This is a genomic window from Flavobacterium riviphilum, from assembly GCF_055231795.1.
This window is the reverse complement of sequence record NZ_JBUYSY010000006.1, coordinates 111,623-135,998: the sequence shown is the minus strand read 5'-3', so window position 1 is coordinate 135,998 and position 24,376 is coordinate 111,623. Positions and strand designations below refer to the sequence as shown.

Here is a 24,376-nt window from a genome sequence, read left to right as displayed (position 1 = left end):
AAACAACTTTTTCGTTGGTCATTAGATATTCCTGGATGCTTTGAGTCCGCACAACAAAACATCTTCCGCTTCTCAATGACATAACAAAGAAAAAAAAGTATATTGAAAAATGTAAATCAATTTGTTAACAATAAAGTTTAAAAACCAAACTTCTTGTAAACCAAAATCATGAAAGGTCAAAGGTCAAACACATAACTCATAACTTATAACTCACAATTGAAACTCACAACAGATAACTGATTACTCCATTGGATGTATGGATTTCAAAAGTTGGTGCCATTGGTGTTTTTGGGTTTGCCAATCGAAGGTGGCGGCTTTTTGGTGGGCGTTGTGCGTTAAAACATTGAACCTTTCGGGGTTTTTCAATAGATTATGGATGGCTTGGGTCATTGCTTGGGTGGCACTGTCGGGCACAAGGAGGCCGTTGACTTGGTCTTGAATTAAGAAAGGCATTCCTCCCACGTTGGTGGAGACCACGGCAAGCCCTAAACTCATGGCTTCGATGACACTCACCGGCGTGTTGTCGAAATGGGTAGTATTCAGGAAAAAATCGTAATCGGCGGCTAAGCTGATCCAATCTGCTTTGGTCATTGGCCCTTTATAGTGTACGTTGGCCCCTGCTCTTGCCGCTTCTTTCTCCAAGATAGGCCAAAACTTTTCTTTATCTGGCCCCACCAAACAGAGCTCCGCCTCTGGGTACTGTTTGGCGAGTTCGGCTACTACCTCAATAGCCATTTGAGGATGGTACAAATGCGCCAAGGCTCTCACCCATAACAGCTTGGGTCGTGGATTCGGGCGTGATTGAAACGTATAATTAGCTGCTTCAATCGTATTGGGAATATGTACTAAGCGTGGTACCTCTAGCGCTTCGAAGGCTTCTAGTAAATAAGCAGAAGGACACACATTGCCATACGCATAGTGAAAAAGTTGCTGACAACTTTTGGTATGGGTTTGCCAGCGTTGGGGCAAATTGCCACCATGTAATATGGGGATATAGGGGATTTTTTGTACTCTACACAGTAAACTCACCGCATAAGCATACCAAAAATTAGTGGTGCTGTAAGTATCTATCAGCACTGCGTCGGCTTTGCGGTAGCGGATTACGGTCCAAAGCATGTGCCCCAAGCGTAAGATTTTGTTTTTATAGGAGGAGGCATACTTTATGTTATACCCCTCATTTTCCAAAAGCGGTCCCAAGGTGTCAATACCCGTGGGATTGGCACCATGTTGGGCTAATTTATTTCCTATGTAAATCAGTTGTTTCACGCGTAATTTTTAAAAGTGACAAGGCATAGACAAAAGCGGGTGCTGCCAAGCGCATGGCGGCATGGTTGATGGTGAGTGCCCAAAACACCAAAAAAGACAAAGCCAACAGGTGTTGTCGATTCCCCATCCAATGTAACAAAGGAGTCGCCACTAACAACATTAAACCCAGCAGTCCGAAGACTCCATGCTCTGCTAGCATACGGGTTATTTCGTTGTGTGAGGCCGCTTCAATCCCCGTTTGCGCCTCTCGCAATTCTTTATTTTTTCCTACTCCTACTCCTAAAATGGGGTTTTCGAAAAACATTTGAAGTTCCGTTGCCATCAACTCTTCCCTACCCGACAATTTACTTTTTTTTACTCTACCCGCTGCATCTTGATTCGCATACCGTTTGTCCAACATACCATTGGTTTGCAATGAACTATAAGTCCAAACCCCCAAACCTGCTAAAAAAGCCATTCCTATGATGATTCCAATTTTGGGCTTTAGGCTTCCCTTGGCTTGATAGAACAAGAGCAACAAAAACACGCCAATCATCACTAAGGCAGTAAGCATGCCCCCTCTAGAAAAAGTCACTAAGCCTCGATAGGCGAACAACAGCATCACCCCTCCGTTGAGGAGTTGCCAAAAGCGATTGGGGGATTGTAAAAGTACATGCACGAAAAAGACAAAAGTACCCAAGCCCAACATGGTGGAGACTTGATTGGGTCCGAACCCACCAGAGGTTTCAAAATTGGATTGGGTCCCCGTTACTACATCGCGCACACTGGGATTGTACAACATCAAATAGACTAACAGAGTGATTAAAGGGAGTCCTAGAGCTGTGACCACAGTTAGCAGTCGCTGCATGGGTATGACTCTCTGATAACAATAGATCGCTGCTATCCCTAAACAAATAGGTCCGGTAATGTTAAAAAATATGGCTTTTTTAACATCGGTAGATAGGTTTAAAGTAAAAAAGGATAGTAGGATAGCAGGGATCAGCAGGATCAAGAAAATCCAATACACTAAAGCGTTTTTGGAAAAACCGGCATAAAACATCCCCAGCAATAAAAAAAAGACTACTGAAAACTTGCCGTATTCGTTAATCCAACTTCCTCCCGTCATCCGCAATACGATTTCGGCACTGATGATGTAAGCACTGATCAATAAGGCTTGGTGGTTGCTGTTTTTGGTTTTCGCCATCCAATACGCTCCCACTATCAAAATAGCGAGGGCATATACCTTAGACAACAAGGGTACCATAAAAAACAGTAATCCTAAGCCCGCATGAGCGGCTAAGGCATATCCATAGTACACTTCTTCTCTTTTCATTTTATAATTGTGCTAGCCATTGTAAATACTTTTGGAGTACCCCTTCGCTGCTGTAGTGTTGTTTTATGGTTTCGTGTAAGGCTTTCCCTAACTCGTTTCGTTTACTCTCCTCCTGAATGAGTCCGCTTAGCGCTTCATAAAAGCCTACTGAATCTTCCGAAGGCACTAGTAACGCATTGCTGTTGTGGGTGAGCATCGCTGGCAATTCGCCCACGGCAGTTACCACTATTGGCAATTGCTGTTGCCCATATTCTAACACGGCCACTGGTAATCCTTCAGATACTGAAGTGAGCACCCCAATAGTGCTTTGTTGTAAAATGTGCTCTATATCCGATTGGGCTCCGTACAAAAATACTTGATTTTGGAGTTGTTTTTCTTGAATTTTGGATTTTATTTCTCGGGCATAGTCATCCCCAAAATCTTTGCCCACCAAATGCCAAGTCCAATCGGGGTGCGACTTTTTCAGCATTTCAGCAACGGTTAGTAACAGCAAGTGGTTTTTCTGTTCTCGTAAATTGGCCAACAACAGGATGCGTTTCCTCTCTATTCCAAATAACTGAGTAGTTTTAGTTGTAGTCTCTGGTGAATGCGAAACAAAATTGGGTAAATACACCACATTTTTAGCTTTCAGAACCTCCAGTGTCCAATCTTTCAGCAATTGATTTACCACGATAACTCCGTTAAAAAAAGGAGCGGTTAGTTGCAGTGTCTTTTTGGGTCGATTGGCTAAAAATTCCGCTTTACCGTAATGGTCGTGACGGATTAATATGAGTTTGGGTAAAGTACACTTTAACAACACCGCCCAAAAAAAAGAAGTGCTGTGTGCTTGAATGTGGGTAATTTGGTGTTGTTGCACAAAGCACCGCAATTTCCAAAACACTTTCCCATCGAATGCTCCTTGTTTGTGCAAACAACTGTAGCTCACTTTGGGATGCAGTTGTTGCCGCAAGAAGCCTTCTTTGCGCGTGGCTACTAAAGCCGAAACTTCAGCATGAGCCACTAGCGCATTGGCGTAGTGCACTGCCATGCGTTCGGCGCCGCCGGTTTCTAGAGAATCGATTAGTTGAAGGATGCGCATTGGGGAAGGGGTTAAATTGTTTTGGATTTAAAGTTTAAAGTTTAAAGTTAACTGGGTTGTGCGTTGTGGGTTGTGGGCTATGGGTATCGGTTATGGGTTATGGGTTATGGGTTATGGGTTAAAAACATATATTTTTTTTTGGGATCTTGGCTTGATATTGAAAGTATCTCACGTTTTTTCTGATTTGTATTAACTGTGTACCTAATTTTAACCGCGAGGTTCGCAAAGGATTACGCAAAGGACGCTCATTTCAGGGTTGTCCTTTGTTTTCGCTGTAGACTAGCGGCTAACGCTTTTACTGAAATCCTACATTCCATTTTTACCGACAAAAAAACACACCCCCAGCCCCTCTTAAGAGGGGAGCCGTACTGCATTTAAACTTATCCTCCTTATGTACTAACATCTTATTTTATTTTTAAAGCCCCTACTATAGTATATATTTTTTTCTTAATTTCACTTAACCCCTATAAATTTTCAAAAATAGAAAAAAAGTAGTGCCCCTTACCTTAATCCTACTTCGAATATCATTTTCCTTTTAGGCATTGTTGTATTTCTTGTTCCAATACTTCTAAGGTGTACTGGCGGGACCAAGCGGCTGCTTTTTCTCTCTTGGTGTGCCATGCCTCGCTATCAGAGAAAAGCTTTTCCAGTTGGGCCACATCTTGTTGCAATTCTAGGGTCAACAGTTCGCCTCTAGCTCCTTGGTGGAGCATAAAAGGCACACAAGACACGGGAGTCGCCAAGGGTACGCACCCCCAAAACATGCCTTCGGCTATGGCTTTGGGCCAGCCCTCGCTTTGGGAGGGTAAGATCACAAAATGGCTGTTTTGGTAAGCGCCTTTAAGTGTGGCTTTGTTTTGGTTGCCCATTAACTGTATGCAAGATTCCAATTGATGGGTTGTGATGTAGTCTTGCAAAGTCGCTCGTTCGGGTCCTTCGCCATACAAGGCTAAATGTACGTCTTGTCCTTTTTGGCGCAAGGCTTCGATGAGTTGCACCGCATAGCTAGGGCGTTTGCCTTTGGAAAGTGTCCCCACAAAAATAAAACGCTTTGTTCCTTGTAAATCCAGGCGGGGTAAGGGCTCTATTTCTGAGGCTGCATAGGTAGCCGTAAAACAAGGTCGGATATTTTTGGACATTCCTTCCCATTCCCCATAGACCAAAACCTGCATGTTTCGCGTTAAAAAAGTATAACTCAACAGCCATTTTTGCAAGCGATAACTCCATGGCTGTTGCGCATTGGGATCCCAATTGCCCGCATATTTGGCCGTTTTGGGTTTGTGGGGAAAAAAGATTTGCACCACACAGCCTAACAAACCAATGTTGCCCGGACAGCGCAAATGGATGTGGTCTGCCCAATACATCGCTCTGAAAACTTGCCAAAGGATAAGGGGGCTGTTCCAACACGCCTTTATTCGGGCACTCCAAGATTTCAAATCGATGCTCGGAATTTTAGAAAACGTGAGGTTTTCGTGCTGGTAGCCTTCCTCGATTGGCGTTAAGCTGTCTACACTACAAGGTGCCACGATTTGGACTTCATCCACCTTAGACAACCACAAATTCATCTCTCGCACATAGGGGGCATAGCCAAAGTAACTTTTGTCTTTGACTTTGTGGACCACGTGCGTAATTAGGGCGAATTTCATATAAGTTTATTAATTACCACTTTCGGCGTTAAATTATTATCAAAATATTGACGACTTCCACTTTCTAGCTTCATTTTAAATTCTTCATCTTTTAACAATTTTTGAATTTTCTCTTTAATTGAATCCACATCTTTTGCATATAAAACATGTATATTATCATTTAATTCTTCTGGAAAACTATTCGTATGAGGGGTTGTAATTATTGCTTTACCTAAAGCCAAAAATTCTGCTAATTTCCATCCGTGACATAATAGAACGGCTGGTGTTGAAAATACAAAAGCTGATTTTTTTATTTTTGATAAATAATCTTTTAATTGAATTCTTGAAGAATATACTAAATTATCATATCCTAAATTATCTCCATCGTTTCTTGGTGCAAAACCACCTTCAAAATCCACATCAATATTATCTATACATTCTTTGATAAACTTTGCCCTATAATCATTAGTAGTAGGTTCTTTTTTCCAAATACTTGTTATAAAAAAAACGTAACTTTTAGTTGATTTTTCAAAAGTGTAACTTTCTAGTGCTTCTCTTCTGTATTGCCGCCAATAATTAGCCAAAAACTCTCGTTTATAAGTTATTCTATTATAAAAAACAACTAAATTATAAAAAGCTAATCCAAAAGATCTGAAACTATTCCAAATCCTAATTCCAAAACTAGGCCCTATCGCAGTAACTTTATGCTTATAATCTGAAGCTATTTGATTGCTATTATAATTCACTTTGCCATATATATCACACCATTCGATTACTTCTGGATCGATCTCGTTTGAATCCCTTGAGTCAATTCCGATTTTTTTTTCGATTCCATTTTGTCTAACAATTGCAGCAAAAGTACCTTGCCTAAAGTTTGGGAACTTAGACGTATTAAATTTAATTTTGAATTTGTTGTCTCTAAATCCTTTGAGGTAATAAGCATCATAATACACATTACACAAACCATAAACATATACCTTCTTTTCCATTTACTATTCTAAATTAGGTTTATTTAACTTCAAACTCCACCAGCCCACGGTTCTTCCCAAAGCTTCCGTAAAAGCCGCTTTTCTTTTGGAAGTCGTCACAACATTGGTAAAACGAATTAGGGTTAGGAGTACTGTAATCGCATGCCATTTGAAACGGTCTTTAAAGAGTGGGTTGGGATTTTTTATTCGCCACACGTACCAGCCGTTGCGGACCACCATTTTACCATATTGGAATTGGTTTGGTCTTCCAGAAGGATGATGAAAATGACTTAATTGTACTTTCGTATTTATCACATTTTTACCGAATTGTAAAGCCCTGATGCTAAAATCGGCATCTTCATATAAGCCATAGCCTTCAAAATACGGAGAAAATTGAATGTGTTCCACCACCTTTTTTCTAAAGGCCATCGACATGCCTATTAATAAATCTACTTCATAGGTTTTCCCATTCAAAGGAAATCCACAAGTGCGTCCATGTGAAAAAGTAGGCATTTTCCCAGGGCCTAGATTGGATTGTAATCCTAAATAGTTTCGCACCACATTTCGTTGGCCTTCCTTATACACATAGCCCTCCAATAGATAATACCAATTTGCAGCATATTTTTTATCTAGAGTAACTTTTTTCCATTTATTCTCATTAATTGCTACTCCTCCTACTCCAGCAATAGCCTTATCTGATTGAAATGTATTAACCAACTCCTCAAAATAGTCTTTTTCGAGAACCGTATCATCGTCTAAAAAAGATACTAACTCCATAGCTTTTCCCACTCGAGCAATGCCATAATTGCGCTGTCGGGTTAGTCCTCGGGCTTCGTCTGGGACCTTGAAATACTGTAGCCTTTGAAAATCCTGTTGCGCTATTAGTGTTTGCGTTGCTTCGTCTGAAGATCCATCAATGATCAGGATTTCATCAGGATACCGCGTTTGCTGTTGCACCGATTGTAACAATTCCAACAAAGGTTTGGGGCGTTGGTAGGTACAGATGATAAGGGAAAATTTCATTAACTTTTATTTTTGAGCCTTTTTGAAGAGGACTATTCAATTAACTTTTAAAACAACTAAAATATTTCCCGCCGTCAACTCGTCTACCGAGTATCCTGAGTAGTCTTCATTTAATGGTACTTTTTTAAACAACTCAAATTGTTTGGAATTTATATCTATACTTTGATATTCTAAATACAACACTTCCAATCCACATTTATCAAAAATTCTTAAAAATTGAGGTAATCGCAGTCGATTATGAAAATCAAATTTTGTGTGTATTTTTTCCCATTCCGATTTACTAAATCTCAAAAAATCGTGAAGAGATAAACTAGCATCACCATGCGCTCTTAAATCACTTGGAGAAATAAAATGTACAATAATAGTTCCTTGCAATAACTCTTTCTTACATTTTTTGTGAAATGTGATAACATCTTCTTCCTTCATATGTGATAACACATAACGGGAAAATACTAAATCAACTTCAGGAATTTTATATTTAACAATGTCATAATTAGAAAAATAATCTATCCCTTCAGGCAATCCAAATTTGCATTTAATATTAGGAATTATTTCACAGGAATACTTACTTGAAAATAAGGTATTCAATTCAATTATTCTTTTTCTATTGAAATGTCGATTAATATCTACCGTTGTAATATTTCCTGTTTTCAATTTATATTTAAAAAAATATGGCATAGCAGGAAACCATCCCGAACCAATCTCTAGGATTGATTTACCTTTAACTGATATCGATAACTTATCAAAAACAACATCTAATCTATTTAGTGTTGCTTCAGCGCTTTTTAATTTATTCTCTAATGTACTCTTTTCAAAAAACTTTTGAATTTTATGATATAAATAATCATCTATCCTATTAGGGAACAGCTCTAATGTTTGGAACAACTTTGTTTTTAATTGATGATTCATTCCTTTTTTTCTTCTCTTAGTAATTAAAAATTATGTTATATACCTATATTCAATTGTCCCAGTACGGCATATCATAATACTCCCATTTTCCTCTACATCAAACACAACACATTCCATTGTACTCCAATACCTTACCCATTCCTTTAAGGTTGGATTCCATATTTCTCTCTCTTTAATTTTTTGTCCTAACACTTTAAAATTTTGCGCTACTATAGCATCAATGGTCGAGGGGGTATTCATTAGTTTTCCAGTATGATATGACATTGGAACAGAAAAATAAGTATGCGCAATGAAAACTCCTTTTTCTTTGACCAATATATCAAGGTTGTCACTGCATAAGGCCTTTTTAAAATCCACCATTTCTAGGGTTTGAAAGATATAAAAATCATGCTCAAAAAGTCGGTGCTTAAAAAACAAAGGCTGGTATTTTGCTAAAGGATATGGCTTACTTTTTACAGTGTTCCAATGCCAAAACACTTTCAAAATCTTAATCCCTAAGCCCCCACTTGTTCGACACAAGGCTAAAAAAGAACGCATGCGCTTTTGGTAAACCACTTGTTTGAAAAGCCCCGCTACTTTTCGGTACTGACGCAAAATCGTGGGATGTTCATAAAAATGAAATACTATGTTTTTGATCATCATGGGGACACTAGAGGCAGCCCCCAATCCTTTAATACCTTTCCAGAAGTTTTGTAACGTAAAATGCTGGGGATTTAATTGATTGATTACCCCTTGAGTAGCGGTCCCCGAATCGATATAATTCCAAAGAATAGCAATCTTTTTATTCTTCAAATTCGCTTCATACTCGCGGGTATCTATAGCGTGTTGCTCAAAGAGTGACAAATTATACGGCTGATACCCATGATCTATCCAAGTTGTAAGATCGGGACAAGGCGGAGTGAAACTAAAAAACTCGCTTTTACTGTCCTCAACTGTCCTCAAGGATTGCGTCAACGAATGATAACACAATTCATGTCCGTCCTTGCGCCAAAGGTTCAGTTCGGCCGCATCCTTTTCATAAGAGGCGTTATCGGCTCTTTTTGAAAAATGTTCAACGAAAAACCCCTTGGTTACCTTGATATTATGCTCTTTAAAAAACTGTCTTTGAAGTACTAAATTATCTGCTGTATCAAAATCGCAATGATCTGTAAAACAAACGACGGCCGAAAAAGGAATTTTAGATCTACTACATTCAACAGCATACTTCTTGGAAAACAACAACGCCAAAGGCGGTAAAGCGGAAAAATTGGGTGTAACTGTCTTTAAATACCTATCATTGGCTGGTAAACCATAGTGCGAAATAGAAGCTGCCCCTTGTGGATTGAAACGCCATAAAAGTACCGATTTGTTTTTTGTATGTACTTCCCAAATACCTGCCAAAATATTGGCCTGAAGTAACGTACCATCCGCAAATTTTACAATTTTAGGACACAACTCATTGGCGACCCAATCGAAATTTGCTTTCTTCCATTGATAATCGTGGGTGCGAAAAAAAGCTATTGGCTGAGTTAAATTGAATTCCAAATCAAACGCTCTTAGATTGGAACTTAAAAAGTCTTCAAGCCCAATCGTTACTTTATACGGATTGCTGTAATTGAAACTAACTTCTTTTCTGCCCGTCGGCAAAATTATGGCAATAGATTGTATCAAAATATTTGGGGCTAATGTAATTAGGTTGTATTCAAGTTATACATACATTGTTTTGATTATAACAGGATACATTTAAAAAACAAAGATAAAAAAGTGTCCTAAAGTTAAGCTATTAAAATACTAAAATAACCGTTTCTTACCCCTCTCTAACTCACTAAAACTGATTTAACAGTTGCATACTGTTTGAAGAAATAAATGAAAATTATAGTATTTTATCATCAATATTCATCTCCTATTTCTTCTTTTATTGCTCTTTAATACCTTTCATTTTTAACTGCATTGCCCAATATTCGCTCACTCTCCATTGTTTTCTAAAAGTGGTTAGATAACGTAAAGGGTTTTTAATTTTTTGTACTTTGTAAAATTTGAAAAATAAAAGGGTTTTATACCCTAAAATTTGCTCTTGGCTATCGTATTTTTGTTTGACATACATAATCGTTGGCGAAGGTTTGGGTTGAATAGTTTCCTCTTGCCATTGTAATTTTGGCTTGGTTCTAAAGCCTCCCATAGGTGCTTTAAGATGTGTGATAGGTGGATTAGGAAAATACACCACATCCACCCCTAAGTTTCTAATTTGACGTCCAAAATCAGTATCCTCACCATACCCAAATTCCAAAGCCCCATCAAAAGCCAAATGTTGTAGTAATTCTGTTTTTAAAAAACTATTGCCTGAACCGAAAATACTAGACTGATTGATCTGAGTTTGATTTATTTTTTCATGTGGCTGTAAATAGGAGTTAGTTACACACTTTTCGCCATACTGTTTAATATTCTCAAACGTTTTTTCAATCAAATCTGCTTCAAATCGATTATCGTCATCGTTTAAAAACACCCACTCACTTTCCACCTGTTCCAAGGCTACATTTCTGGCATTGCAAGCCCCGGGTTGGTGTGTAAAAGTATGTTTAATCTTAAACGGCCAAGTTTCACTTTGTAAATAGTCTAATTCGGAACCACTTCCGGGCAAAGGGTTTTGCTCTACAATAATCACATTCTTTGGTAAATGAGTTTGTTGGGCCAAATCTTGCAACACCCCATACAAATACTGCTTTCTACCAATGGTTGGAATGATCACATCTATAGTCCCCTCTTGCACCACTGTTTTATTGGATGCCACCTTTATATGATCAAGGTTAATCGCTAATCTATTTCTCTTTTTATAAAAAACCGCTTTAAAAAAGGCTAGTATTGGCCATCGCTTTTCGTAAAGTATCACGTTAAATAGTAACAAAAACAACCATCTGGTTTTATAATGTTGTTGTACAAAACGAAACAAGACCGATTTGGATGTCCTTGGTGTTTTGTTTTCCACTCGCTTTTTAAAAAAACGAGGCTCCGAATAACAAAACACTCCCAAAGGCATCAGTACTTTAGCAATGGAGTGCAAAAAATAATCCAAATCCTCTTCTATGGGTATCGTTTTAGCTACCGCCAAGAGGACTTGCGCTGAGATTCCCCCTCCCCAACTGCTCATTTGCCAAGTGGGATATCGCACTTCTTTATTGAATTTAATAAAAGGAGAACTTTCTACATAGCCTATTCGATCGGATAAATAGCTTCCTTGAAAAGGATTGTACGAAGCCATGATTTTTTTATGGTGGAAAATAAGAGGTAAATCCACTAGTTGTAACTCTTGTTGTAGATCCTCATGACACCAGATGATTTGTTGCTCTGGAAAAGTAGTTGCCATTTCTACTAATGCTGCTGCTACTGTTTTGGAAGTACAGCCGACTTGAATTCCATTTGCTTGTACTCGAACCACACGATTCCTGTTATGATAGACAATTACCATTACTTTTTACTATTCTTTAAAACGTTAGCGTAAAAGTCAAGATTTTGTTGTGCAATTTTTACAATATCAAATTTTTCTTCGACCCTTTTTCTAGCTTGCATCCCCATTTGTTGGCCCAAGTCGGGATGCTTTAGTAATTGCACAATTTTGTTTGCAAAGTTGGTATAATCTTGAGGATGTACTAAAAAGCCGCTTTCTCCGTCCACAATCAACTCCTTAGCCCAGCCGATATTAGAGTTGACTACCGGTTTTTGCATTGCCATGGCCTCGATGGTGACCATTCCTTGTGTTTCTGCAAAGGTTGGAAAGATACAAATATGCGCTCTTTTTATCTGTTTTTGTATCTCCTGATAAGGCATCTTACCCAAATAATGGATATTTGCTTTGTCTTTCTCGTTTACATACTGTTGTAGTACTGCCCATGTGGAAGCCGATTGGGTTTGGATATCAAACGAATCACTGCCCACTAATCGCATTTGCGCATTTGGATATTGCTTTCGCACTTCATGAAAAATGTCTGGTAATTCTAATACCCCTTTCTTTCGAATAAGAGTTCCCACATAAAGTATAACACCTTCTTCATAACAGTCCGGTTCCTGGTTTTGAAAATATTTTAAATTCAATCCATTAGGAATCACCTCTATTTTTCGCTCAACTAGTTTAAATAATTGCTTCGTAATAGTAGCGGCAAATTGAGTAGGGGAAACATAGGCTTTAGCTCTTTTTATGGCTAATTTTTCCAACACAAAATTTTTCCATTTTTGTTTTCTTGCCTCCAAATGGCAAAAATAGGCGTCAGTACCATGCAAACGAATGACCAAAGGTACTCTCAAACTCATCAAGGCTGTAATTCCTGTCCAATCGGCTGCTTCTATCAAATCTATCCCCTGTGCTACAACTAACTTATTCAAATAGTTCTGAATAAAATTTCGATGCAAATACCACCCTAAGATTCTGTACTTTCTATTTTGAAGTAAGTGAATCTTAATTCCTTCCTCCTCAAAATGCATTGTTGTTGCTTGTCCATAGACTACCACTGTTACCTTAACTCCCGAAGCTCTCAAGGCTATGGCTAAGTTGTGGATACTTGTCCCTATGCCTGCTGCATGTTTAACCTTAGGATGTGGGTATTCTGGAGTAAGAAAAGCAATATGCATGCAAAAATAGAGTTTTGTTAATTATCCTTTTATTTGTCAGACAAGTAGGTTTTACTATTCAAAAAAGTCCTTTATTATTCTAGCTGTAAAAATTCTAGCCCCTGCATCGTTCATGTGCCCGCAAGAGGAGAAATAGCGATCTTCCTTAACTACGTCTTCGTAATTGTGAATTTCTGGGTACAGTTTTTTCACTTTCTCAAAATAATTCATCCCTTTAGTATTTTCGCACATGGGCGTCATCAGGGGTATAAACTTAATGTTTTTTTGTTGACAAATTTGCTTGATTTCTTCGTAATAGGGATTTTTTACTAAAGGATTTAAATTCACCAAATTGTTTTTCATGTTGGCGTTGGGCTTTTTCCCGAGAGGATAGTAGCCGTTATTTTCCATTAGCGCTGTTTTCTTCCCAATAGCTGTAAAAAAAACTTCTCTTATCCCAATCTTACTATCGTATTTCACATAGCGGTAAAAGGGCAGGTAGTACAATTCGGCAAAATCGGCTTCCTTTTCAAAATGATGGCGCACCGTTTCGGATTCATGGAGAAAGGGCAAAAATTTAGCCGAAATGCCCTCTGCTTGCTGGTCGTTGGACAAGTTCAAGTCGGCTTCTAATAGTACCGTCTTGATCGCATAGTTGCGCTCTACCATCAATTTTAACAGTAAGGCCGCTTCGAACAAATGCCCGCCACTCATGCCGTAGTTGAAGGTTTTTAATCCCTGTGCTTCAAACATAGGCGCTACAAAATGATTGTTGGCCCGGGAGGAACCCAAGATCACCACATCGTATTGCTCGGCGCTGGAATTGAACACTTTTTCAATTTTTCCTCGCTTGGTGGATTGGAGGTATATTTTGGTGTAGGCAAGATCCAGTAAGAATGCAATGATGATGGTGATTGCCATTACTTGTATGGTGTATTTTAAAAAATGTTTCATTTTTTTATTCTTCTTTTTTTAATTCCCAATTCTTCTTGTTCTCTATTGCTTTTGAAAATCTGTAAAAAAACAACATCATCTAACTACTTTATTTTGTATGTAAAGCTTTATAAACCCTTTTTTTTTAGATTGAAAAAATCCCATATCATTGAACTATTGTTCTTTTTTGCATCGCCCAAAAAAGAACCAAAAAACGCTAGCCCTGGACTGTTCGCCGACCCACTATTTTCTCAATTCTGAAATCCAACGAACTCGCTTCGCTCAAACAGCGTTGGATTTTTTCAGAATTTTCGAAAAGTGGGTGCCCGGCTGCCACAGTCAATGGGCGGCAACCTTCTAAGAGCATTTGCTTTACACCATTTTAAATCCCCTTTAACGTTGTACAATGCGTCCTCATTTCGAAAATGAAAAAATCACCCTTTGCTTTGTCAGGTCGAGCGGAGTCGAGACCCTTTTTTATAACTAATCCTCTTTATAAACAATAATCTCGACTGCGCTCGATTTGACAACTAATTAAATCAAATCTCTCTGTCAGGTCGAGCGGAGTCGAGACCCTTTTATAACTAATCCTCTTGATAAACGATAATCTCGATCCCTCGATAAACTCGGGACAGGCTAAGCTCGATTTGACAAACTGCTTATTACTTTAATTATCCCAATTCGTTTAATAGCATCTCTATCCTTCGGTAAACTCGTGACATTCTCTACTCGATTTGACAACGAAACCTCATCACTCAACTTGTCAGGTCGAGCGGAGTCGAGACCTTTTTATAGCCACATTTTTTTTACAACAACTAATCTCGATCCCTCGATGAACTCGGGACAGGCTCAGCTCGATTTGACAAACTGCTTATTACTTTAATTATCCCAATTCGTTTAATAGCATCTCTATCCTTCGGTAAACTTGAGACAGGCTAAGCTCGATTTGACAACTAATTAAATCAAATCTCTCTGTCACGTCGAGCGCAGTCGAGACGCTTAATTCCTAAAACTGAAAATAAATAAATTCCTTATAATCCGAAAAAGTGCCCAAAGCCATAATGGCGGCAATGGCGAGTCCAATTTTTACTAAGCTATATTTCCCTGAAAGGGGCTCGACACGGTTTCTGTTGTTCCATTCTACCATTACAAAAACACCAATTAAAAGGAGTATCTCGTAATTGTAGCGTTCGTTGGCTAAATATTGTGCACTGAAATCACCATTGATGATCATTTGTTTTAGGTAGCCGACCGCTTCTGTAATCGACTTGGCCCTAAAGAAAACCCAAGCGATAGTGCTCAAGGTGAACGTCAGCAGGATGTTGCCCAAGGTCTTGAGTCCGCGTGTATCATAGGTTACTACTATGGGTCCGGTATGGTTTCTGTTTTTTTGCAACACCAATAAGGGTAAAAAGTACACCGCATTTAAGAGTCCCCAAACGATAAAGGTCCAATTCGCCCCATGCCAAAACCCACTCACTAAAAAAATAATAAAGGTGTTACGGATTTTATACGCCATGCCGCCCTGACTTCCTCCGAGTGGAATGTATAAATAATCCCGAAACCAAGAGGATAAGGAGATGTGCCAACGGCGCCAAAATTCGGCTATATCTCTTGAAAAATAAGGGTAATTGAAGTTTTTGAGTAAGTCGATACCGAACAATTTGGACATTCCTAGGGCCATATCTGAATAACCTGAGAAATCGCCATAGATTTGAAAGGCAAAATACACCGCTCCCAAAATCAAAGAGAGCGCATTCATCGAAGGATAATTGTCAAATACTGCATTGGCGTACGTGGCACAAGTATCGGCTATGACTACTTTTTTGACCAATCCCCAAAGCAGTTGTGCCATGCCTTCTTTGGCTTTTTCTAGATCAAAGCTGCGTTTTACTTTTACTTGTGGCAATAAATGTGTGGCTCTTTCAATAGGCCCTGCTACCAACAGAGGAAAATAACTCACAAACAAAGAATAATCGACAAAGTTATATTCCGCTTTGATGCGTTTGTAATAAATATCAATCACATACGACAAGCCGTGAAAGGTATAAAAGGAAATCCCCACGGGTAATACTAACTGCAATAAGAAGGGTTGGGTGTGGAAGCCAAAACCGTTGAGGAGTTGGGTAAAGGAGGTCGCAAAAAAGTTAAAGTATTTGAATACCCCCAAAAAGCCTAAATTGACCAGGATACTCAACCAAAACCAAAACTTTCTGCCCTTTTCATTGCTGCTCTTTTCGATTCGGATTCCGGTGTAATAGTCCAAAAAGGTTGAGAACACCAGCAAAAATAAAAATCGCCAATCCCAGCAGGAATAGAAATAATAACTGGCTATAATGAGAACTGCATTTTGCGTGCTTTTGTTTTTATTACAAACGAACCAATACAAGAAAAAAACTATAGGTAAAAAAATGGCAAAAGCCAGGGAATTGAAAAACATATTATTGGGGGAACACTAATTACACTAATTAACACTAATTAAAAAACGAATTTAAAAGCGAATACACACGAATTAAAAGCGAATTAAAAAACGAATTAAAACGAATTAAAACGAATTAAAAGCGAATTAAAACTAATTTATTGGCTTTTATTAAAATACGTTGTTTACTATTGTTATACTTTTCGGAAAAAATTTCCAAGTGCAAAGAAACAAATTATTTTGTAGCAATTATAGTTTTTATAGCCTCCCAAATGCGTTTAGAAGCTTCTTGAGGTGGATGTTGATTGATCACTTCAAACCATTTTTGGGCGTTTTCTACAATATCTTTTGGATTGGCTAGCCCTTTTTCAATTATTGCTTCGATTTCTTTAGGACTATTAATCCACAAAACCGCGTCTTTATCAGGCATGGAACGAAAATGAACGTATTGGTATATTTTTTTTACCGACCAATCTGACTTTCTTTTATTCAGCACATCGTAGTTGATGTACGCACATGGCTTTTTATGAGCCACATAGTCAAACATCATGGATGACCCCAAATTAATCACTAATTCTGTATGTGCTATGGTATTCCTCTGTAAATCTACATCATCAGGAGTAGGTAAAATCGTATTCCAACTTTCACCTATCCTTTGCCATGCGGGAGCTATTGGAGTAATCACATCTTTAAACTCCTCTAAAACCTCATCAAATCGGGTAGAAAAATCTACAGGACATCTTCTAAAAACAATTCCTAAGTGATGTCCTTTTTGATTTAAGTTGCGCACTGCCAAAGCTACTTCTTTTAAATAATCTGGATCATCTGGACATGTTGTGACATCGTCACCTGAATAACAGATGTATTTTTTATTTGAATCTAATTGAAATTGTTTAAAAAAATCTTCTCTAGACCGTAGCTTGCTCTGGTCAACATGTGATTCAAACTGTGGTGTTCCCGTAACAATAATTTGTTCCTTTTTGATATAAGGATAGTAAAAAAGCAATTCTTTTTTCATCCAATCACTCCAAACGAAATAATAATCCGTTTCGACCACCATTGTGGCTTTGGGCAAATTATCCCAAGAGAAAATAAAAGTAGCCGTCGGTATTCCCAATTCTTGAGCTGCTAATAAAGGCGCGATAGCTGTCATCGGACGCTGATTCGTACAAAACACCAATGCAGGTTGCTCCTTTTGCAAGGTTTTTAAACACTGGTGATAATACAAGGTTTTACGCTCTTCTTGCTTTATTTTAGTTCGAATTCGATACCACCCTTTTGGGTTAGAATGCAAAAATGACAAAAACTGAGTAGCACTACTCTTTAACGCTTTTTTTATCGTCTTATAAGAAAAAGGAAAACGATAGGTGTCATACACTTTATCCTTTGTCCTACGAATATTAAGATTTAACTCAATTTGCTTCCGAGCATTTTTGTAGGTTTCCGTCAGCGGATGCGACTTGGAATTTTCAATCTTAATTTCATTCAGCCCTAAGCTTTTAAGATCAAAAGGCGTGTTGTTCCAAAATATTAGGTCAACGTTTTCCTTTTCGCCTATAGCATGAAAGTCCGAATAGGCGAAGTTGCGCAACCCCACACCATCGGGTAAGAGTATGACTATTTTTGGTTTTGATTTCAAGTATTATTTTTTATTTAATTAACCCTTTCAGAGTTTAGAACTCTGAAAGGGTTACCTATTATTTACCTATCCCTAAACTGTTTTTGATGATTTCTTTGCCAAAATACCTCCTTTTGAAGGCATTCTAAAAATAATTGCGCACTATTGCCCTGCCCAAAATCGGCCTCTGCAAGGGCTATCTGTTGCCCATCGATACGTTGTAATGCCGTTAGAATCGCTTCTTTGGAATAATCTACATGTACAATATCCGAATGCACTGCTCTATTTTGTTGACGGGTCCCGATATTGATAATGGGAATGCCATAATAGGGTGCTTCACGGATGCCCGCACTGCTGTTGCCAATGATGAATTGACAGTTTTTGAGTAACGTCAAAAAATATTCAAAACGCAAGGACGGAATCAAACGGAATCTTGGATTGCCTTTCAACCCTTCGTAGGCTTGCAACACCAACTGGCTTCCTAAATCGTTGTTAGGATAGACCACCAAATAATTGTGTTGATCTTCCAACAAAGCGGCAACAAAGTTCTGAGCGTATTGCTCCATAGACGCAATTTCTGTTGTCACAGGATGAAACATCGCAATAGCATATTGTTCAAAGGGCAATTCATAGTACCGTTTGGCCTCTTCGCTATTGGGTAGTGTATTCGAAAACATCACATCTATATCCGGGGAGCCTATTTCAAAAATAGCGTCCTCTCTTTCCCCCATTTGTTGCAACCTGCGTGCTGCGTCATTATTGGACACAAAATGAATATGACTTAACTTGCTTACACTGTGTCGGATTAACTCATCCACCGTACCTGATACTTCTCCGCCTTCGATATGGGCTACTAAAATATTATTCAAAGAACCCACAATCGCTCCTGCCAAAGTCTCTACACGATCCCCATGAACAACAATTAAATCAGGTTGTATTTCTTTAACATAGCCTGATAAGCCTTCTATGGTTTTGGCTAGTGTCAAATCCATAGTCGTTTCATGCGTATGATTGGAGAACGTATGAATGTTTTGAAATCCACAACGTTCGATTTCCAACAAGGTGTAACCATATTCTTCTTGCAAATGCATGCCCGTAACGAAAACATACACTTCGAATTCCGGTTGCGCTTCCAAAATGGTAATCAAGGATTTTATTTTACCAAAATCGGCTCGAGTACCGGTTAGAAATACTATTTTTTTCATTTACTTTTTGGATTAATCAACCCTTTCAGAGTTTTGAACTCTGAAAGGGTTAAAATTAAACTACATCCTCCCAACACAACTGTTCGTCATTACTAATGGCTCGAGTCGCTTTTTTACCTAACAACGATTCAAAATGTTCCGCCAAAATGGCTCCTGTACCTGGGCGTTTGACCCAAATATTTTCCTTAGTCAACACTTCGCCTTCTTGAATATCGGCTATAGCACAAACCGTTGCGAAGGCAAAATCGATGGTGACTTGCTCCTCAGCTGCTGGTTTTTTAATTCCCCCTCGCATCTGCGCAATTTCGGCGCTGGCTACAATTAACTCTTGACAAGCTTGTTCGTCCATACTACATACGATATCCGGTCCGGTGCGTTGCCTATGGTCAGTAAAATGGCGTTCTAAAATAGAAGCTCCTAAAGCCACTGCTCCTAGGCACGCATTGTTGTTTAAGGTATGATCCGACAAACCAAAAACTTTATCCGGAAAGGCCTCATGCATCTCCATCATGGCGCCGTAACGAACCAAATGCACAGGTGTAGGATACAAATTAGTCGTATGCAACAAGGCTACTGGCACTTGGTAACGGTCAAATATAGCCACCGCTTTACGAATACTCTCAATGGTATTCATTCCGGTACTCAAAATTACCGGTTTACCAAACTTCGCAATGTGTTCTAACAGCGGGTAATTGTTGCATTCGCCCGAGCCAATTTTATAAGCCGGTACGTCAAATTTTTTCAAGCGTTCGGCCGCAGCACGAGAAAAAGGCGTACTGGTAAAAATCATCCCTTTGCTTTCCACATAGTTTTTTAGTTCCCATTCGTCAGCTTCATTCAGGGCACAACGGGCCATGATTTCATAGATAGACACGTTGGCGTTGCCTGGAATCACCTTTTTGGCCGCTCCACACATTTCGTCTTCCACGATGTGGGTTTGGTGTTTCACCATTTCTGCCCCTGCTCTGTGGGCGGCATCCACCATGGCTTTGGCTACTGCTAAAGAGCCTTCGTGATTGATGCCAATTTCGGCTATTACTAATGGGGGATATTCTTGGCCAATTTTACGGCCGGCTATTTCGATGTATGGGGTCATTGTTTTTGTTATCGGTTATCTGTTTTCTGTTGTCGGTTGTCGTTTATCGGTTTTCAGTTCTGTGTTCTCGGTTTTCTGCTTTCTGTTTTCTGCTTTCTGCCTTCTCCACATCTTCTGCGTTCTCACTTCTGCCTTCTCACATCTTCTGCCTTCTCAAATCTATCTTCTGCCTTCTCACTTCCGCCATCTCGCATCTGCCTTCTTACTCTTCACTTCTTACTTTTCCCATCAAATACGCAGCATAATCAAAATCGGCTTGGGTGTCGATGTCTACTTCGGAGAACGGATTGTCTACTATAAAAGGAATTGAATGTGTACCCATAATTTTACCTTGTCGGATCAAGTTCGATTGTAAAATATATAAGAGACCGTTTTCGAAATACAAGGGTTCCAAATCTTGGCTCCGTTGCCCCAGCTCATAATTGAAGGGCACAAATTGGTTGTCAATGATTTTTCCTAATTTTTGATGGTTTCGGCTTACGGTAAACAAACTTTCATAGTTCCCATCTCGATATAGCTGTAGTGCCTCGGGTAATAAGCTTTCCGGTCGCAACGGATTAGTAGGTTGTAACAACACCACATGCTGCACTGATTCTGGAAGGACCTCTAAGGCATGTTGAAGGGCCGAAATGGTCGTGGCCTGATCGCCTGATAGCGCCTCGGGGCGGTCTATCACTGTGGCTCCATGTGCTAAGGCAATGGCTTTGATTGCCGGATCGTTGGTACTCACATAAATCCCTTCTATGCTTTCCGGGTATTGCTGTGCATACCGAATGCTGTGTACCAGTAACGGTAAACCGTTGAGGACTTTGATGTTTTTGTCTTTTAATCGTTTCGAACCGCCTCTAGCGGGTATAATGGCAATGGTTTTCAAATGCGATCTTTTTGGCGGTCAAAGATAACAAAATGTAGCAGCTATTGCCTTGGGTACAAAGAAAACTTATCGTATCCTTTCCAATTTTCAAAATACTAAGGTAACCTTGTTTCAACGCATTAAGACTACAAAACACAACTAATGCTACCAATTAAAATTAGCCACTCAAAAAGTTGCAAACTAAGAAATAATGTAATCCAAAGAATGTTAAAAACTAACAGTAATTGTGAATAAGTTTGTTTTTTGATTACCACAAAGCGATTGTATATTTGTAATTGTCAGTTAGATACTACCGATTAGTATACTAAGACAAAAAATTTATTTATCAATTTAATACTCTAAAAATTATGAGCATTAAGTACAAAGTTCTTCCTAGAAAGAACCCTCGGGACATCGCAGCTCCCGAAAAATTTTATGCCGCTGCCATCGCAGATGGTGATGTTGATTTGGATAGACTCGCGGAGTTGATTTCCTACCAATGTACAGTCACAGCAACGGACTGTTATGCTGTTTTGCACTCTTTAGAGCATAACATCATTGGAGAATTGGAGCAAGGTCGAATTGTTAAACTCGGTAGACTGGGTAATTTTCAGGTGGGCATAAGCTCCGAAGGAAAGGATTCTGAAAACGAAGTGACAACGACTCAAATTGTCAAAAGTCGTATTCTTTTCCGTCCTGGAAAAAGATTACGCGCAATGCTGAATGGCTTAACATACAAAAAAGCCGGGTAGGACCCCGTATCAGTAGCAACTAATTGTTGTAAGACCTCGAGTAATTACAGTTACTCGGGGTCTTTTTTTTGGGGTGAATCCGATAAAACACCCTCCATTTCCTCTTGATAATGTTTTTGTTTCCTCTTGACGTTACTTTTATCGCGTCTTGACCGTATAAAATTTTCGTCTTGAGGAGTGGAAATTTGATAAAAATGAACCAAAAAACTCAGAAATCAAGGTCGCTCTAAAGATCAAAAGCCCAATTTAGTTTAGAGAAATGGTGTCAAATGACCAAATAATGATTGAATTTCTATAAAATACATGGTAAATATCCTACTTTTTACACCTAGAAAGGCATAAAAAAAGCTCAAAAAATACTGGTAGGACCCCGTTTTCTTGAGCAAATTAATTATTGTAAGACCTCGAGCAATTACAGTTACTCTACGAATTGTGGTATAAAAGTATAATTTAATTTACTTTATACCAAATTTAGTTCCTAAATTTTGAGGTGTTTTGTGCTAATCTTTGGTTTTTTTGTGGTAGTTTATCGTATTTTGAGGTATTTTATCGGAATTTACCGTGGTTTGTAGTCATTTGTGATCATTTAATTTTATACAAATTAACGAGCCCTTTCAAAAGGTTACAAACTAAATCTTGTATGGGAAAATAAATTTTAAAGAATATACCAATTGAAAAAGGGAAAAGCTATTGTTAGGAACAAGGATATAAAGCCTTTTTTTGAGTCCTTTATTCACCAAAGATTGGTAGCTCTTTTAAAACAAGAACGTAAACCGAGGTATTACATACATTTTCAACAAACTATTAAAACTATGCTTCATTAGGGTTCCAATAAATTCTAGTATGTTCTAATTTTTGATAAGCTCTATATTCCTCTGAAGTCAATCGGTTGCGGTTCTTTATAATTTTTGGTATTGCCTTTACTACATCAAACAAAGCCAACACAATAGCTTGCAATGCTTTCCAATCCCCTCTAAAAACTTTCAATTTGAATTGCATCCAAAGCGAGTAGCCCATTTTTCTGGGGATGCATTGTAAAGGATAAAACAAGAAATACAAATTCCAACCCGAACACAAAGAACGGCGCAATCGCAATGCATAATCAGCATGCGTTTTTCTTGCCTTGATATCTACACGATGATGCACTAAAACTTGGGGCAAATAATGAATTTCCCAGTTCTTTTTGAACAATTGATAGGAAGCAAAATCTTCTTCTCCATAAAAAACAAACCATTCCGGATAATTCGGTATAGTGTGCCAAGCCTTCATGTTCCATACATGCCCACAACCCACAAAACTTTTCATACGGATTGGAAGCTCACTTGAAATGGTGGTTATTGGCTCCTCTTTGGACCAAAAAACTCTTAAACCTAGCAAACCAACTTTGGAATTTTGCTCAAAATAATTAGCAATCCTTTCTAATGGTTCAGCCGTAATGAAATGCGCATCGTCATCTAATGAAATAGCATAATCGGATGGGGTTTCATTTAGCATTTTGTTTCGGCAATACAAATAGCCTTTTGATTTTACATTAGTATGCAAAATAATGTTCGGATAATGCTGCCGTATATAATCCGAAGTACCGTCTTGAGAACCATCATCACAAATCACACAAACTACGTCTTCTCTTTCGATCAAATGCTGAATGCGTTGCAACGTAAAAGTCAAATCAGGCAAACGGTTTTTGGTGGTGATGAGGATGGAGAATTTTGTTTTGTCTTGCATTTTAGTAGGTATCGATCATTTTTTTAGGTAATCTTTTCCACTTCAAAAAGAGATTCACTAAAATTTTTACAGAAATAAACTTCACAAAAAGTCTGTTTTTTATAAAATACAAAATGCTGTTTATTTTTTTTCGTTTCTGAAAATTGTATTCAGCAATAACATTTTCTTGTTTTTCAATTGGAGTATCAACGACCATCCAATTCTCAATTGTATTCCCCATGTGATAGGCATAATTATCCGAAGTAGTGAGTCTCCAATAATCTTTTTGCAAAGGTAAAGCATCCAAATACCCTTCACTGGTTCCTCCCATTTTATAACCAATATAAGAAACCAATTCTTCAAAAATATCTTTTTTATAAGTGGCAACAAAATGTCCTGAACCTATCAAAACACTAAATTCAGGATTGATTTCTAATGCCAAATTGTAGGCTAAATAATCTTGATTGTAATTTTTATCCCAACCCAAACTATCATAAAAACGAGTTAAAGCTGCTGCATTTTTTACAGGTACAAATCGGAGTTTAGAATTAAATAGGGAATCAAATAACACATTCCCGCAATTACTCTCATAGGTTTTAAATTGAGGAACAATTCCAACTACTCCTGCTTTGGGTACTTTCGCAAATACCTTCGCTGTCTCCTTTTGCCAATTAGGCAAGAACAAAACATCCGAATCTGAAATGGTAACTAATTCTATATCGTTTCCAGCAAGTCCTTTTAGAATCGCATTGAGTTTACCAATATTCTCCGTATGAATTAACTCCTGTATTTTATTTTCTTTGAGAAGCAAATCAAGATAGTCTACTACAATCGTATCACTTCCATTATTCACAATCGTAACAAACGTTTTTTTGTGGATAGTACTAAACAAGGATTCCAAACACAATTTAAATATCTCTAAACTATCCTTAAAATAACCTTCTTGATTGGGGATATACACTGGTATAATCACCTGATGTAAATAATCCGATGCTTCCTGAGGTTTGTCTTTATGAGGGTTGAAACCTATTCTCATA

The 24,376-nt window shown here is 38.4% G+C and carries 19 protein-coding genes; 1 reads left to right on the top strand and 18 read right to left on the bottom strand.

The genetic code is table 11. From position 1 onward, the window contains the following. Positions 1-240: 240 nt before the first annotated feature. From ACZIX2_RS08230 to ACZIX2_RS08155, 16 genes are all read right to left on the bottom strand, one after another. The gene (locus ACZIX2_RS08230) at positions 241-1,266 is read right to left on the bottom strand and encodes a glycosyltransferase family 4 protein (protein WP_463339613.1); all 1,026 of its coding nucleotides are present in this window, start codon (positions 1,264-1,266) and stop codon (positions 241-243) included. Next, complete coding sequence (locus tag ACZIX2_RS08225) at positions 1,238-2,578, bottom strand: O-antigen ligase family protein (RefSeq protein WP_463339612.1); 1,341 nt, start codon at positions 2,576-2,578, stop codon at positions 1,238-1,240. Before ACZIX2_RS08225 ends, ACZIX2_RS08230 begins: the two co-directional genes overlap by 29 nt. 1 nt (position 2,579) lies before the next feature. Then, the gene (locus tag ACZIX2_RS08220; protein ID WP_463339611.1) at positions 2,580-3,656 is read right to left on the bottom strand and encodes a glycosyltransferase; all 1,077 of its coding nucleotides are present in this window, start codon (positions 3,654-3,656) and stop codon (positions 2,580-2,582) included. Positions 3,657-4,180: 524 nt separating this feature from the next. Continuing rightward, a complete protein-coding gene (locus tag ACZIX2_RS08215) occupies positions 4,181-5,302 on the bottom strand; it encodes a glycosyltransferase family 4 protein (RefSeq protein WP_463339610.1) in 1,122 nt (373 codons plus the stop codon). Continuing rightward, positions 5,299-6,270, bottom strand: coding sequence for a glycosyltransferase (locus ACZIX2_RS08210; protein ID WP_463339609.1), 972 nt, complete (start codon positions 6,268-6,270; stop codon positions 5,299-5,301). Before ACZIX2_RS08210 ends, ACZIX2_RS08215 begins: the two co-directional genes overlap by 4 nt. 3 nt (positions 6,271-6,273) lie before the next feature. Then, the gene (locus tag ACZIX2_RS08205) at positions 6,274-7,272 is read right to left on the bottom strand and encodes a glycosyltransferase family 2 protein (RefSeq protein ID WP_463339608.1); all 999 of its coding nucleotides are present in this window, start codon (positions 7,270-7,272) and stop codon (positions 6,274-6,276) included. Positions 7,273-7,308: 36 nt separating this feature from the next. Next, the gene (locus ACZIX2_RS08200) at positions 7,309-8,181 is read right to left on the bottom strand and encodes a hypothetical protein (RefSeq protein ID WP_463339607.1); all 873 of its coding nucleotides are present in this window, start codon (positions 8,179-8,181) and stop codon (positions 7,309-7,311) included. A 30-nt stretch (positions 8,182-8,211) separates the two neighbouring features. Continuing rightward, positions 8,212-9,831 (bottom strand): hypothetical protein, encoded by a 1,620-nt coding sequence (locus ACZIX2_RS08195; protein ID WP_463339606.1) that lies wholly within the window; start codon positions 9,829-9,831, stop codon positions 8,212-8,214. A gap of 244 nt (positions 9,832-10,075) precedes the next feature. Then, positions 10,076-11,623 carry a glycosyltransferase family 2 protein gene (locus ACZIX2_RS08190; RefSeq protein WP_463339605.1) on the bottom strand — a complete coding sequence of 516 codons (1,548 nt, stop codon included), beginning with the start codon at positions 11,621-11,623 and terminating at the stop codon, positions 10,076-10,078. Continuing rightward, the gene (locus tag ACZIX2_RS08185) at positions 11,623-12,780 is read right to left on the bottom strand and encodes a glycosyltransferase family 4 protein (protein WP_463339604.1); all 1,158 of its coding nucleotides are present in this window, start codon (positions 12,778-12,780) and stop codon (positions 11,623-11,625) included. Before ACZIX2_RS08185 ends, ACZIX2_RS08190 begins: the two co-directional genes overlap by 1 nt. Positions 12,781-12,834: 54 nt before the next feature. After that, positions 12,835-13,713: a hypothetical protein gene (locus tag ACZIX2_RS08180; RefSeq protein ID WP_463339603.1), complete on the bottom strand. Its 879-nt coding sequence runs from the start codon at positions 13,711-13,713 to the stop codon at positions 12,835-12,837. 985 nt (positions 13,714-14,698) lie between these two features. Then, entirely contained in the window at positions 14,699-16,132 is a 1,434-nt protein-coding gene (locus ACZIX2_RS08175; RefSeq protein ID WP_463339602.1) for an MBOAT family O-acyltransferase, read from the bottom strand. A gap of 214 nt (positions 16,133-16,346) precedes the next feature. Next, the gene (locus ACZIX2_RS08170; RefSeq protein WP_463339601.1) at positions 16,347-17,750 is read right to left on the bottom strand and encodes a UDP-glycosyltransferase; all 1,404 of its coding nucleotides are present in this window, start codon (positions 17,748-17,750) and stop codon (positions 16,347-16,349) included. A 62-nt stretch (positions 17,751-17,812) separates the two neighbouring features. Continuing rightward, a complete protein-coding gene (gene neuC / locus ACZIX2_RS08165; protein WP_463339600.1) occupies positions 17,813-18,934 on the bottom strand; it encodes a UDP-N-acetylglucosamine 2-epimerase in 1,122 nt (373 codons plus the stop codon). Positions 18,935-18,989: 55 nt separating this feature from the next. After that, positions 18,990-20,030: an N-acetylneuraminate synthase family protein gene (locus tag ACZIX2_RS08160; protein WP_463339599.1), complete on the bottom strand. Its 1,041-nt coding sequence runs from the start codon at positions 20,028-20,030 to the stop codon at positions 18,990-18,992. Positions 20,031-20,232: 202 nt separating this feature from the next. Then, positions 20,233-20,904 carry an acylneuraminate cytidylyltransferase family protein gene (locus tag ACZIX2_RS08155; protein ID WP_463339598.1) on the bottom strand — a complete coding sequence of 224 codons (672 nt, stop codon included), beginning with the start codon at positions 20,902-20,904 and terminating at the stop codon, positions 20,233-20,235. A 347-nt stretch (positions 20,905-21,251) separates the two neighbouring features. Between ACZIX2_RS08155 and ACZIX2_RS08150 the strand changes: the two genes are divergently transcribed. Next, positions 21,252-21,635: an HU family DNA-binding protein gene (locus ACZIX2_RS08150; protein WP_463339597.1), complete on the top strand. Its 384-nt coding sequence runs from the start codon at positions 21,252-21,254 to the stop codon at positions 21,633-21,635. Positions 21,636-22,445: 810 nt separating this feature from the next. Here the strand turns inward: ACZIX2_RS08150 and ACZIX2_RS08145 are convergent. Together ACZIX2_RS08145 and ACZIX2_RS08140 are read right to left on the bottom strand one after the other, a co-directional pair. Further along, positions 22,446-23,360, bottom strand: a complete 915-nt coding sequence (locus ACZIX2_RS08145; RefSeq protein WP_463339596.1) for a glycosyltransferase family 2 protein — start codon at positions 23,358-23,360, stop codon at positions 22,446-22,448. A 1-nt stretch (position 23,361) separates the two neighbouring features. Continuing rightward, positions 23,362-24,375 (bottom strand): glycosyltransferase family A protein, encoded by a 1,014-nt coding sequence (locus tag ACZIX2_RS08140; protein ID WP_463339595.1) that lies wholly within the window; start codon positions 24,373-24,375, stop codon positions 23,362-23,364. Position 24,376 lies beyond the last annotated feature (1 nt).